The sequence below is a fragment of the Moorella humiferrea genome (assembly GCF_039233145.1).
Lineage (GTDB): Bacteria > Bacillota > DSM-521 > Neomoorellales > Neomoorellaceae > Neomoorella > Neomoorella humiferrea.
This window is the reverse complement of record NZ_CP136419.1, coordinates 1,552,596-1,564,562: the sequence shown is the minus strand read 5'-3', so window position 1 is coordinate 1,564,562 and position 11,967 is coordinate 1,552,596. Positions and strand designations below refer to the sequence as shown.

The window sequence follows — 11,967 nt, the reverse complement described above, 5'->3', positions numbered from 1 at the left end:
AAAATGCAGCCATGAAGATTTTAGTGCTAAACGGCCCCAATTTAAACCTTTTAGGCACCAGGGAACCGGAAATTTACGGCAGGACTACCCTATCCGATATTGAAAAAGGTTTAAGAGAGCAGGCGAAAGAGGCGGGCGTAGAACTCGAGTTCCACCAGTCCAATCATGAAGGGGTTCTCATTGACCGTCTCCATGAAGCCCGGGGGCGGGTAGACGCTGTGGTCATCAATCCCGGGGCCCTGGGACATTACAGCATCGCCCTCCGGGACGCCCTGGCGGCCCTGGATTGTCCGGTAGTGGAGGTCCATCTTTCCAATATTTATCGGCGTGAAGAATTTCGCCATCATACGGTGACGGCGGCCGTGGCAAGCGGCCAGATCACCGGCTTTGGACCTTTAAGCTACCGTCTGGGGCTGGCGGCCGCCATCGAACTGGCGCGCTCGCAACGTAAGGGGTGAACTTTTATGACCATCAGACTGGAACGTCTGCGGCGGCTTATGGCGGCGGAAGGCATTGCGGCTCTATGGGTGCGCCAGGAAGAAAACCGGCGTTACCTCAGCGGTTTTACCGGCGACAGCGGTCAGCTCCTCATTACCGCGACTTCCCAGTATATATTGACCGACGGCCGCTTTATCGAACAAGCCCGGGCGGAAGCTCCAGATTTTGAAGTGGTGGACCTTGGCAACAAGCCCTGGGAAAAATTAGGTAACACCCTAGCTGCCGCCGGGGTAACGGAATTATACTTTGAAGCCGAACACTTCTCCTACGCCACCTATGAAAAGTTTTTGGAGGAGGCCAGGGGCTGGCCGCACAGAGTGGTGTTGAAACCGGCCAGGGGCCTGGTAGAGAGACTGCGGCAGATTAAAGACGAAAGAGAACTACAGCTCCTGCAAAAAGCCATCGATCTGGCCGATGCGGGTTTCCGCCATATCCTGGGGATTTTACGTCCCGGTATCAGGGAGCGGGACGTAGCCCTGGAGTTGGAGTATTATTTAGGCAAACAGGGCTCCAACGGGCCTTCCTTTACCACCATCATTGCCGGCGGTTACCGGGCCGCCCTGCCCCACGGCGTGGCTTCCGACCGGGTGTTACAACCAGGCGACTTGGTGGTGATGGATTTCGGCGCCGTTTACGAGGGCTACCATTCTGATCTTACGCGGACGGTGGCCCTGACACCTGTAGATCCGGAATGGCGCCGCCTGTATCACCTCGTCCTGGATGCGCAGGAAAAGGCCATTGCCGCCGTCCGTCCCGGCTTAACGGGGCGGGAAGTCGATGCGGTAGCCCGTGATTATATATCCGCGGCAGGTTACGGTTCCCATTTTAGCCACGGCCTGGGCCACGGGGTGGGACTGGCCGTCCATGAAGAACCCACACTATCCAGCCGCAGCGAGGAAAAGCTTGCGCCGGGAATGGTTGTTACCGTCGAACCGGGAATTTACCTGCCGGGACGCGGCGGTATCCGTATAGAGGATGTGGTCCTGGTGGGAGAGGACGGCCCCCGGGTTTTATCCCGGGCGCCCAAGGAATTTATAGAGTTATAAGAGTTTAGTAGGAGGTATCCCCCTTGATATCCACCAATGATTTCCGTACCGGTCTTACCATCGAAGTCGACGGAGAAGTTTACCAGGTAATTGAATTCATGCACGTCAAGCCAGGAAAAGGTTCGGCCTTCGTCCGCACCAAGTTGAAAAACAGGCGCACGGGAGCGGTAATTGAACGGACCTTCCGGGCAGGGGAAAAGGTCAACCGCGCCCATATCGAACGACGGGAAATGCAGTATTTATACAATGACGGCGAAAACTATTATTTTATGGATACAGAAACCTACGAACAGATGTCCCTACCCAAAGTCCAACTGGACGATGCAGTAAAATACTTAAAGGATAATATGAACATTTACGTCCTCCTATACCAGGGGGAAACCATAGGCATCGAACTGCCGAACTTTGTTGAGCTGAAGGTAGTAGAAACAGAGCCGGGCATCAAAGGCGACACGGCCACCGGCGGTTCCAAAAACGCCGTGCTGGAAACCGGAGCCGTTATCCAGGTCCCCTTATTTATCGAGGCGGGGGATGTCGTCCGCATCGATACCCGTACCGGTGCCTATATAGAACGGGCCTAGTTTAAGTCCGGCAGGGGCCGGTAATAATAAAAGGTGGAAAGGGAAAGGAGTGGAGATGATGAGTGACGTTCGCAAGAAGGTAGCTTACCTGAAAGGGTTAGTGGACGGCATGGATTTAAACCCCGAAAACAAGGAAACCCGCCTCCTGAAGGAAATCGTCGAAGTCCTGGAGCAAATGGCCGAGGCCATCCACGACCTCCATGAAGACTACGAAGAACTGGAAGAGTACCTGGAAAGTATAGATGAAGATCTCTACGATTTAGAAGACGAAGTCTATGCCGGCGACGAAGACGAGTACGAGGAAGATGAAGACGAAGATGAAGAAGATGAGGAAGAGGAGGAAGACGAAGGCGACTACATTGAAGTAGAGTGCCCGAAATGTCATGAGATCGTATGTTTCGACGCCGATGTCTTAGATGATGAGGACGTCGTGGAAGTCACCTGCCCCAACTGCGAAACCGTCGTCTTCGTCAACGATGAAGACGAAAAGGCCTCCGCAATAGAAGAAGAACCTCCGGACCCCAAAGATACCGACGATATTTAAGCCAGGTTTTTTCAATACCCTTTCAATACCCGACCCCAGCCATGGGGTCTTATTTTTTTGCATAAAATTGCCAGGCCCATAATAAGCATAATGCAGGGGGATGAAAATGGGGAGCATAATGCCGGTCAGCTTAGCCGGACGGGAAATAAGAGGACAGGCCGGAAATGCAGGTAGTTTGGCCGACCTCTTGTCCCTATTACCACCGGCTATCTCCACTTCCCTGGACGCCCTGCCTGTGGAGGTAAAAAACGCCCTGGAAGAAATACGCCTGCGGCGGGAACGACCCCTGCAGGTGCGCTGGGATGCCGGTGAAGGCTGGGTGCAGGCCGGCGGCGCTTTGACATCCGTACCCGACCGGGCCTATATCGTAAGCGAAAACGACCTCAACCTGACCATCCAGGCCCTCACCCGCAGTTCCCTTTACGCCCTGGAGGAAGAATTGCGCTCCGGATATATAACCGTGAGGGGTGGGCACCGGGTGGGGCTGGTAGGCGAAGCAGTAGTGCGCCAGGGTGAAGTGCAAACCTTAAAGAATTTTTCCGGTCTGAATCTGCGCCTGGCCAGAAGTGTTCCGGGATGCGCCCGGAATTTAGTTCCCTATCTTCTGGAGCAGGGTCGCCCGTTAAACACCCTTATCCTTTCACCACCTCGCTGCGGCAAAACGACATTGCTGCGCGATATTATCCGGCTATTCAGTAGTGGTATGGCAGAGTTGAGATTTTCTGGTGTTACCGTAGGGGTGGTGGACGAGCGTTCGGAAATAGCGGGTTGCTGGCTGGGGGTTCCCCAGCTGGATGTCGGCTCCCGTACGGACGTCCTGGATCGTTGCCCCAAGGCGGCGGGGATGTTAATGCTCCTCCGGTCCATGGGGCCGGAAGTCATCGCCACCGACGAGATTGGCCGCCCGGAGGAACTGGCGGTTTTGCAGGACGTATTGAATGCCGGGGTGTCCATAGTGGCCAGCGCCCATGCCGGCAGCATCGAAGAGTTAAAAAACCGCCCCGGTTGGCGGCCCCTCTTGGAAAGGGGTTTCTGGCAGCGCTTGATTATCTTAAGCCGCGCCCTGGGTCCCGGTACCATTGAGGGGCTTTTAAACGGCGAGGGCCATACTTTGCGGCGCGGGCCCTGGCGGGGGGAGGGGGGACCATGTTAAAAATCCTGGGTGGGACTTTAATAATTATGACCTGCGGTATTATCGGACTCGAAAAGTCCCGTTCTTTTAGCGCCCGCATAGAACAGCTGCGCCTTTTAAATGCCGGGTTAAAAATGCTGGAGACGGAGATAGTCTATGGCTCCACCCTTTTACCCCTTGCCTTTGCCCGTATAGGAGAACGGTTTGAGGGGCCGGTGGCTTCTTTTTTCCAGACCGTAGCCCGCAGGTTGCAAGAAGATGTCGCCTCCGGAGCCCTGGGCGCCTGGCAGGAGGGGCTGCAAGAACTCGAAAGAAAAAGTTCCTTACAAACACAGGATATAGAAATACTCCGTGCCCTAGGTCCCATGCTGGGCAATTCCGGCGTCGGCGACCAGGTCAAAAACCTGGAGTTGATCCGCCAGCACCTGGGACAACAATATTTAGCCGCCCTGGAAGAAAACAATCGCAAGGGGAAAATATGGAGTACTATGGGTTTCCTTGTAGGGATCACTCTAGTGCTGCTGCTCTATTAAAAATTTGGAGGGAGAAAAATGCTGGGGGTAGATGTAAGCCTGATATTTAAGCTAGCGGCCCTGGCTATCATCATTACAATTTTTTATAGCTTTCTGAAACAGGCCGGGCGGGATGAATATGCCTACATGACCATGCTGGCCGGCCTAGCTATAGCCCTTCTCTGGGTCATTCCTTTGATTATGGATCTCTTCAGGGCAGTTCGGTCTGTCTTCCAGCTCTATTAGAGGGGTGGCCCCGGCATGGAGATTTTCCAGATTGTCGGCCTGGCCTTAACGGCAACTCTGATGATCGTCCTGGTGCGCCAGGCCCGGGGCGCGGATGCGGCCCTTTTCATCAGCCTGGTGACGGGAGCCATTATTTTTCTCCTCCTCCTGGACCGTATCGGTACGGTGGTCAAGGTACTGGCCGACCTCTCGGCCAGGGCGGGCATCAACCAGTTTTATCTAGATACCGTGTTAAAGATCATCGGCATCGCATATGTGGCCGAATTCGGCAGTCAAGTCTGCCGGGACGCCGGTGAAAACGCCATCGCCGGCAAAGTCGAATTGGCCGCCAAGGTTTTGATTATGGTTCTGGCCATTCCCATAATTGTTGCGATTCTGGAAAGCATTATCCGTCTTCTGCAGTAGGGCAGATGGGGCAGCAAGGTTGTGATGGTATGCATCGAGCTGCTTTTCTAAGATTAAGGTATTTCCTTTTTATTATTACCCTGGTTGTTTTAAATCTGGGCATTGCCCTCCCTCCGGCCGAAGCCTATTACCTGCCACCGTCTGCCAACGAAAAGACGGCGGCAGTCATGACCCTGGACGAAAGGCTGAAAAGCCAGATGGCCGAGCTTAACCTCCAGGGTATAGATACCTTCCTTAATGAGCTGGAACAGGAAGTAGGCGAATATCTGCCCCATTTAAGCTTTCAGGAAATCCTGGCCGACCTGCGCCAGGGGAAATTGCCCCTGGATCCGGCCGCCGCCGGTCGGGGTCTGTTAAAATATCTTTTTCATGAGCTCCTGGCCAGCGCCGCCCTGCTGGGACAGCTCTTAATCCTTGCCGTCGCCTGCGCCGTGTTGCAGAATCTACAGGCGGCCTTCAGCGGGGCAAGTGTGAGTACCGTGGCCCGGGGTGTCGCTTTTTTAGCCTTAATAACCCTGGCCCTGACCTCCTTTACCCTGGCCGTGCGCACCGGCGGGGAAGCCGTTGACCGGATGGTAACTTTTTTCCAGTCCCTTTTGCCGGTCTTGATCACTTTGCTTACGGCGACAGGCGGCATTACCGCGTCAACCCTGCTACACCCGGTGCTGATATATGCCGTGACAATCACCGGTACACTGATGCACAATGTACTTTTTCCTTTATTGTATCTTACGGCCTGCCTTACGGTAGTCGGCCGCATTGCCGATCGCTTTCAGGTTTCCAAGCTGGCCGGCCTCCTGAAACAGGTCGCCATGGTGGCCCTGGGACTGATGATGACCGTCTTCACCGGGATATTGTCCATTTACGGCATCGCCGGTTCGGTGGCCGACGGGGTGGGTTTGCGTGTCGTGGAATTTGCCACCGACACCTTTTTACCAGTAGTTGGCGGCATGCTTTCCGAAGCCGTGGAAACCGTTGCCGGGACCACCCTCCTTTTAAAAAGCGCCGTCAGCGTGGTAGGGGTAATCATTATTTTTTTCCTGGCCGCCTTTCCCATGTTAAAGATCCTCTCCCTGGTGATTGTTTACAAGGTTGCGGCGGCGGTAACCCAGCCCTTCGGCGAGGAACAACTGGCCGAAGCCCTGGACGGTATCGGCGGAGCCTTAACCCTGGTCTTTGCCTGCGTGGCAGTTACGGGGTTGATTTTCTTCCTGGCCATAGCAGTAATCGTCCTCCTGGGCAATTTGACTGTAGCTTTAAGGGGGTAGCGGGGAAATTGCTGGCAAAAATCGGCGAGATAGCCCGTCAGGTGGCCTTGATTGCCTTGCTGGCAGCCTTCCTGGAAATGCTCCTGCCGGAAAAAAACATTACCCGTTATGTTCGCTTAGTGTTGGGACTTTTTGTGGTGGTAGCCATCTTGACACCGTTGGTGGAAGGATTACGTATCGGACCGGAGCTGGAGCTAGCCGCCTGGGACCTGCGCCTGGATCAGGTAACCGCCGCGCCGATACAGCAGGGTAAAGAATTGGCCAGGACCAACGAAGAAGCAGCCCTGGAAATTTACCGCAACCGTCTGGCCGGGCAAATCAGGGCCCTGGTAGCCCTGGTACCCGAGGTAAAGGAAGAAGAAGTAATTGTGGAAGTAGCAGGCGACGGGGAACGCCTGGGAGCCATCCGCCGGGTGGTCATTACGGCTTTCCTTGCAGCCGGAGAAAAGGATAAAGGGGGTGAAGATTTTGCATCTTCCCCTGGGGATGACCAGACTGGAGAAAATAAAGACGCCGGGGCAAAAGTGATTCAATCCCGGATTATAAACATGATTACCCATTTTTATGGCCTGGAACCCGGCCAGGTAGAAGTGAAGATAAATGGGAAATGAAAAGCTCCCTGTCGAGGAGGTTGAGGAGGTGTTACCCAGTTGGAGAAAAACAAGTGGACCGCCTGGCGCTTTTTGCCCCAAAAACCGCCCTGGTATCTATGGCTGGCCGTCGGCGCCTTTATTTTGGGGACTATCTTTATCAGTATCGGCAATATTAACAACTCTCTCCAGCGCCAGGGGGCAAAGACTAATGGGCAGATGCCCGGTCAGATCGGAATAGAGAGGCAACAGACGGAATTGATGGTCACTGCACGGGAGATGGAAGAGGAACTCCAGGGCATTTTGGGACAAATCGCCGGGGCCGGCAGGGTGGCGGTGCGCGTATCTTTAAAGGCCAGTCCTCTAAAGGAATATGCCACTAACACCAGGACCAGCAAACACAGCGTGGAGGAAAAGGAACAAAGCGGCGCCACCAGGATTACTACTGATACCAGTGAAGATGCGCAACTGGTCATGGCCAGAAACGGCCAAATTGGCAGCGGCGAAGGGCCGGTGGTGGCCCGGGAAACCCAGCCGGAAGTTTTGGGTGTAGTTGTGGTGGCCGACGGTGCGGGCGATCCTCAAGTTAGGGCGCGATTTATCCAGGCGGTGCAAACCCTGTGGGGCCTGGCACCCCATCAGGTGCAGGTTCTGCCCATGAAGGCCGAAGGGAGCAGTAGGTAATATGACTGTAATTTTAATTAAACTGTCAAAGATGGGGAGGGGAAAAAAGATGCTCAAGGTAGGAGAAAAAGGACGAGTGATAATTGCCCTGGTGCTGACCTTTGGGGTCCTGGCTTACCTGGTCCAGGGCGAGCCTAAGGGGACCAAGACGGCTGGTATCGATCTGCCTCCGGAACGGCCGGTGCAGCAGGTCAACCAGACTAATGCCGGCGAAGCCACCAAGGTAGCTGCTCCGGCCAAGGGACAGACGACAACTAATACTGCTGTCACCGATCCCAAGGCGGAAGATATTCTCAAGGAGGCGAGTTCCAAAGCTGAAGGAGGAGCCGCCTTCTTTATCGAGTATCGCCTGGAAAGGGACCGCCAGCGCAGTCAGCAAATCGCCCTGCTCAAGCAGATTATCGATAACCCCAACGCCGGCGGCGAAGGTAAGCAGGAAGCCCAGAAGCGGCTGGTGGAACTGACCCAGCAGATGGACCTGGAGATGCAGCTGGAAAAACTCATCGTCGCCAAAGGTTATAAGGACGCGGCGGTGTTCATCCAGCCCAATGCCGTAAACGTCATCGTCATGGCCGACAACTTCGGCGACGAGGACGCCAACAAGATCGGCGACCTGGTCTCCCGCTCCACCGGCCGCCCCCGAGAGCAGATCAGTATGATTCATAAGAAATAGATAACGCTAATTAAATAAAAGTATAACAAATAACCGGGCTGAGAGCATATATGCTGGCCCGTTTTTTATTTAAAAAAATTTTTTATCCCTTAGGAGGAATTCAGGCAAGAATGTCGAATAAGATAATACAACCGGTATACAAGAAGGATACAAAAGGAACACAATTCAGGGTGGTATTTTTATGGAGACCCTTCGAGGATTGGATGTCATCCAACCTGTAATGGGGCAAAAAAAAAAATTTTTTTTTTTTTTTTTTTTTTTTTTTTTTTTTTTTTTTTCTTTTTCTTTTTTTTTTTTTTTTTTTTTTTTTTTTTTTTTTTCTTTTTTTTTTTTTTTTTTTTTTTTTTTTTTTTTTTTTTTTTTTTTTTTTTTTTTTTTTTTTTTTTTTTTTTTTTTTTTTTTTTTTTTTTTTTCTTTTTTTTTTTTTTTTTTTTTTTTTTTTCTTTTTTTTTTTTTTTTTCTTTTTTTTTTTTTTTTTTTTTTTTTTTTTTTTTTTTTTTTTTTTTTTTTTTTTTTTTTTTTTTTTTTTCTTTTTTTTTTAAAAATTTTTTTTTTTTTTTTTTTTTTTTTTATTTTTTTTTTTTTTTTTTTTTTTTTTTTTATTTTTTTTTTTTTAAATTTTTTTTAAAAATTTTTTTTTTTTGGTAAAAAATTTTTTTTCCATTTTATTTTAATTTTTATTTAAAAAAAATATCTTTCTATTTATATTATAAATTTTGGTAATAAGGCTCTCTATATTTAATATTTTGGATTAAATAGGGAATTATTTTTCTAACCAGGATAACAAGAATAGAATTGAAACGTCTTTCCCTCAACACCTAAAAATCCTGGAAGCGTTAAAACAAAGGGATCCTGCGGCGGCGGAAGAGAATATGCGCCAGCATATGCAAAGCATAAAAGAATACTACTATGATTGGTTTGGGTTTAAAGAAGCGAATTTATAGTAACTAAATCGGTTAAAAAATAAAAAGAAAAATAAAAGGTACTCACGATGTTAAGTAATGTTAAATAATAAAATCAGATAAATGATAAAAAATTACTTATAGTTTTTTATAACCTAAATACATAAGAAATACACTAAAGGAGGGGGCGGCCTTCGAGTAGTATAAGTGAGATTAAAATTTCAGAAGCATTGCGTCAGGAAAAGCAAAATATGACAAAATATGACAAGGAGGTTATTTAAAAATGAAGTTAAAAAGATTAATTATTACCCTATTAGTTTTTATAATTAGTGCAAGTTTGCTAATTGGTTGCGGAAAAGGAAGCAATACAGCAGACAAAGAAGGTTCTAAAAATACAAATGCTACTACCACGTCTACTAAGAAAAAAGTGATAGGCGTTATGATTGGAGATATGAGCAACCAGTTTCAATCTTATATTATGGATGGTATGAAAGCTGAAGCAAAAAAGTATGAGGATGAATTTGAATTTGTTTTTGTTGATGGAAAATTCGATTCCAATGTTCAGTTATCACAGGCAGAGAACTTCATTTCACAGAAAGTAAATGCCATCGTTTTAATACCCGGAGATAAAGAGGGGTCAAAACCAATAGTTGATCGAATCGTTAAAGCAGGTATTCCTCTTATAGGTTGTAATACTAAAGTGGCAGATATGGAAAAATTAACGACTTATGTCGGGTCCGATACTATCCAATCTGGAGAGCTTTTAATGCAAGGTATTGCAGATAAGTTAGGTGGTAAAGGAAATATCGTCGAACTCCAAGGTTTTTATGGGCATGAACCTCAAATAGAAAGACATAAAGGCATTCAAAATATACTAAGCAAATATTCCAATATAAAGGTTCTCGCAGAAAATACAGGGAAATGGAATAGAGCCGAAGGAATGGCAGTAATGGAGAACTGGTTAAAATCAGATCTAAAAGATAAGATTAATGCTGTTGTTGCCCATAATGATGAAATGGCGATTGGTGCGATGAAGGCAGTAGAGGCAGTAGGGTTGTTAGATAAAATTATTATTGGTGGGATTGATGCTACACCTGAAATGTTAAAGTATTTAAAAGAAGGCAAAGTAGAAGTTACAGTTTTCCAAGATGCAGTGGGTCAAGGTAAAAAAGCAATAGAATGTGCGGTAAAAGCTGTTAAAGGCGAGAAGTTGGAAAAGGAATATATGATCCCTTATGAATTAGTAAAACCAGAAGACGCCGATAAATATCTTGCAAAGTACCCAACCAAATAATACTACAAAAGGAAAATGCAGAACAGATATCAATTTTGATATCTGTTCTGCTAATTCTGCGAGTTAATAAAAGGCGGGTAGAAATATGCAAGAAAATTATATCTTAGAAATGGAAAATATAACCAAAACCTTTTCGGGTGTGAAAGCATTAAATAATGTTAAATTAAAAGTAAAAAAAGGAACCGTGCATGCATTAGTAGGTGAAAATGGTGCTGGGAAGTCTACGTTAATGAAAATCTTAATGGGGATTTATAAACCAGATAGTGGCATTATTAAATTTAAAGGAAAGGAAGTCAGTTTTCAAAGCCCACGAGATTCATTAAACCTAGGTATTTCTATGATTCACCAAGAATTATGTTTAATACCTTATATGACAGTCGCTGAAAATATTTATTTAGGAAGAGAACCGTTGAGTTCCACAGGCTGGGTAAATGAAAAAATAATGTTTCAAAACACAAAAAACTTATTAGATAGTTTAGATATACCTATCGAACCCACAGTAAAAATAAATGAACTTAGTATTGCTAATAGGCAATTGATAGAGATAGCAAAAGCTATATCCTATAATGCTGAACTAATTATTATGGATGAACCTACTTCTGCCATTACTGATAGGGAAGTCAATAACCTATTTAAAATTATTAGAACACTGATAGTTAAAGGTATATCTATTATTTATATTTCACATAAGTTGAATGAAATATTTGAGATAGCGGATGAAATTACTGTTTTAAGAGATGGGCAATATATAAAGACAGATTCAATAAAAAATCTTAATAAAGAAATGGTAATTGAAATGATGGTAGGGAGGGAATTAAAACAATTATTTCCCAAAAAAGAAGCAAAAATAACAGATATAATTTTAGAGGTAAAGAACTTAACCCATAAAAGGAAATTTAAAAACATCTCTTTTAAACTTCGTAAAGGTGAAATATTAGGCGTTGCAGGTTTAATGGGGGCAGGACGAACGGAGTTAATGGAAAGCATTTTTGGCTTAAGAAAACTTGATGAAGGGGAAATTTATATAAATGGTAAAAAAGTGGAGATTAAATCGCCAAAAGATGCTATAAAAAATAAAATAGCATTTTTAACCGAAGATCGTAAACGTACTGGATTATTTTTGGAACACTCTGTTGAAGACAATATGATCATCAGTAGTCTAAAGAACTATTTAAAAGGGAAAATAATTGTAGACCATAAAAAGATAAAAAATATATGTAAGAAATATATAGAACAATTAAAGATTAAAACACCAAATGAACAACAAATAGTTAAGAAGTTAAGTGGAGGAAACCAGCAAAAAATTTTAATAGCAAAATGGTTATTAACCGAACCAGATATATTTATACTTGATGAACCAACGAGAGGAATAGATGTAGGAGCCAAAGCCGAAATACATTCTTTAATGAGTACTTTAGCCCAAGAAGGAAAAGCCATCATTATGATTTCCTCTGAATTACCAGAAATTCTTGGAATGAGTGATAGAATTATAGTGATGCATGAAGGAAGAATTACTGGTGAATTATCAAGGGATGAAGCTAATCAAGATTTAATTATGAAATATGCAACTGGAATGTTTTTTAAAAACTAAA

Annotated in this window: 15 protein-coding genes; all 15 read left to right on the top strand. The window is 46.4% G+C overall.

Annotated elements, in window-relative coordinates; genetic code table 11:
* Nucleotides 1-11: 11 nt before the first annotated feature.
* The 15 genes from aroQ to MHFGQ_RS08065 all read left to right on the top strand — a co-directional run bounded on the left by aroQ (nt 12) and on the right by MHFGQ_RS08065 (nt 11,966).
* Nucleotides 12-458 carry a type II 3-dehydroquinate dehydratase gene (aroQ, locus tag MHFGQ_RS08135; RefSeq protein WP_106006095.1) on the top strand — a complete coding sequence of 149 codons (447 nt, stop codon included), beginning with the start codon at nt 12-14 and terminating at the stop codon, nt 456-458.
* A 6-nt stretch (nt 459-464) separates the two neighbouring features.
* On the top strand, nt 465-1,544 hold the full coding sequence (locus tag MHFGQ_RS08130; protein ID WP_106006094.1) for a M24 family metallopeptidase: 1,080 nt from the start codon (nt 465-467) through the stop codon (nt 1,542-1,544).
* A gap of 23 nt (nt 1,545-1,567) precedes the next feature.
* Nucleotides 1,568-2,125, top strand: a complete 558-nt coding sequence (efp, locus tag MHFGQ_RS08125; RefSeq protein ID WP_106006093.1) for an elongation factor P — start codon at nt 1,568-1,570, stop codon at nt 2,123-2,125.
* A gap of 55 nt (nt 2,126-2,180) precedes the next feature.
* The gene (locus MHFGQ_RS08120) at nt 2,181-2,669 is read left to right on the top strand and encodes a CD1247 N-terminal domain-containing protein (RefSeq protein ID WP_338825669.1); all 489 of its coding nucleotides are present in this window, start codon (nt 2,181-2,183) and stop codon (nt 2,667-2,669) included.
* Between the two features lie 106 nt (nt 2,670-2,775).
* Nucleotides 2,776-3,822, top strand: a complete 1,047-nt coding sequence (gene spoIIIAA, locus MHFGQ_RS08115) for a stage III sporulation protein AA (protein WP_245907893.1) — start codon at nt 2,776-2,778, stop codon at nt 3,820-3,822.
* Nucleotides 3,816-4,334 (top strand): stage III sporulation protein AB, encoded by a 519-nt coding sequence (locus tag MHFGQ_RS08110; RefSeq protein WP_106006090.1) that lies wholly within the window; start codon nt 3,816-3,818, stop codon nt 4,332-4,334. Before spoIIIAA ends, MHFGQ_RS08110 begins: the two co-directional genes overlap by 7 nt.
* A gap of 18 nt (nt 4,335-4,352) precedes the next feature.
* Complete coding sequence (spoIIIAC, locus tag MHFGQ_RS08105) at nt 4,353-4,559, top strand: stage III sporulation protein AC (RefSeq protein ID WP_106006089.1); 207 nt, start codon at nt 4,353-4,355, stop codon at nt 4,557-4,559.
* Nucleotides 4,560-4,574: 15 nt separating this feature from the next.
* The gene (gene spoIIIAD / locus MHFGQ_RS08100) at nt 4,575-4,964 is read left to right on the top strand and encodes a stage III sporulation protein AD (RefSeq protein WP_106006088.1); all 390 of its coding nucleotides are present in this window, start codon (nt 4,575-4,577) and stop codon (nt 4,962-4,964) included.
* Nucleotides 4,965-4,969: 5 nt separating this feature from the next.
* Nucleotides 4,970-6,232: a stage III sporulation protein AE gene (spoIIIAE, locus tag MHFGQ_RS08095; RefSeq protein ID WP_245907892.1), complete on the top strand. Its 1,263-nt coding sequence runs from the start codon at nt 4,970-4,972 to the stop codon at nt 6,230-6,232.
* Nucleotides 6,233-6,240: 8 nt separating this feature from the next.
* Nucleotides 6,241-6,843: a stage III sporulation protein AF gene (locus MHFGQ_RS08090; RefSeq protein ID WP_106006086.1), complete on the top strand. Its 603-nt coding sequence runs from the start codon at nt 6,241-6,243 to the stop codon at nt 6,841-6,843.
* A gap of 39 nt (nt 6,844-6,882) precedes the next feature.
* On the top strand, nt 6,883-7,506 hold the full coding sequence (locus MHFGQ_RS08085; RefSeq protein ID WP_106006085.1) for a hypothetical protein: 624 nt from the start codon (nt 6,883-6,885) through the stop codon (nt 7,504-7,506).
* 49 nt (nt 7,507-7,555) lie between these two features.
* Complete coding sequence (locus tag MHFGQ_RS08080; RefSeq protein WP_106006121.1) at nt 7,556-8,179, top strand: SpoIIIAH-like family protein; 624 nt, start codon at nt 7,556-7,558, stop codon at nt 8,177-8,179.
* 755 nt (nt 8,180-8,934) lie between these two features.
* Nucleotides 8,935-9,123 (top strand): FCD domain-containing protein, encoded by a 189-nt coding sequence (locus MHFGQ_RS08075; protein WP_343105553.1) that lies wholly within the window; start codon nt 8,935-8,937, stop codon nt 9,121-9,123.
* Between the two features lie 241 nt (nt 9,124-9,364).
* Nucleotides 9,365-10,375, top strand: coding sequence for a sugar ABC transporter substrate-binding protein (locus tag MHFGQ_RS08070; RefSeq protein WP_106006083.1), 1,011 nt, complete (start codon nt 9,365-9,367; stop codon nt 10,373-10,375).
* Between the two features lie 85 nt (nt 10,376-10,460).
* Nucleotides 10,461-11,966, top strand: coding sequence for a sugar ABC transporter ATP-binding protein (locus tag MHFGQ_RS08065; protein WP_106006082.1), 1,506 nt, complete (start codon nt 10,461-10,463; stop codon nt 11,964-11,966).
* Nucleotide 11,967: the final 1 nt, after the last annotated feature.

Bases quoted from the DNA above. Each gene is read 5' to 3' on its own strand.
- aroQ (WP_106006095.1), top strand. From the start codon at position 12: ATGAAGATTTTAGTGCTAAACGGCCCCAATTTAAACCTTTTAGGCACC.
- MHFGQ_RS08130 (WP_106006094.1), top strand. From the start codon at position 465: ATGACCATCAGACTGGAACGTCTGCGGCGGCTTATGGCGGCGGAAGGC.
- MHFGQ_RS08120 (WP_338825669.1), top strand. From the start codon at position 2,181: ATGATGAGTGACGTTCGCAAGAAGGTAGCTTACCTGAAAGGGTTAGTG.
- spoIIIAA (WP_245907893.1), top strand. From the start codon at position 2,776: ATGGGGAGCATAATGCCGGTCAGCTTAGCCGGACGGGAAATAAGAGGA.
- MHFGQ_RS08110 (WP_106006090.1), top strand. From the start codon at position 3,816: ATGTTAAAAATCCTGGGTGGGACTTTAATAATTATGACCTGCGGTATT.
- spoIIIAC (WP_106006089.1), top strand. From the start codon at position 4,353: ATGCTGGGGGTAGATGTAAGCCTGATATTTAAGCTAGCGGCCCTGGCT.
- spoIIIAD (WP_106006088.1), top strand. From the start codon at position 4,575: ATGGAGATTTTCCAGATTGTCGGCCTGGCCTTAACGGCAACTCTGATG.
- spoIIIAE (WP_245907892.1), top strand. From the start codon at position 4,970: ATGGGGCAGCAAGGTTGTGATGGTATGCATCGAGCTGCTTTTCTAAGA.
- MHFGQ_RS08080 (WP_106006121.1), top strand. From the start codon at position 7,556: ATGCTCAAGGTAGGAGAAAAAGGACGAGTGATAATTGCCCTGGTGCTG.
- MHFGQ_RS08070 (WP_106006083.1), top strand. From the start codon at position 9,365: ATGAAGTTAAAAAGATTAATTATTACCCTATTAGTTTTTATAATTAGT.
- MHFGQ_RS08065 (WP_106006082.1), top strand. From the start codon at position 10,461: ATGCAAGAAAATTATATCTTAGAAATGGAAAATATAACCAAAACCTTT.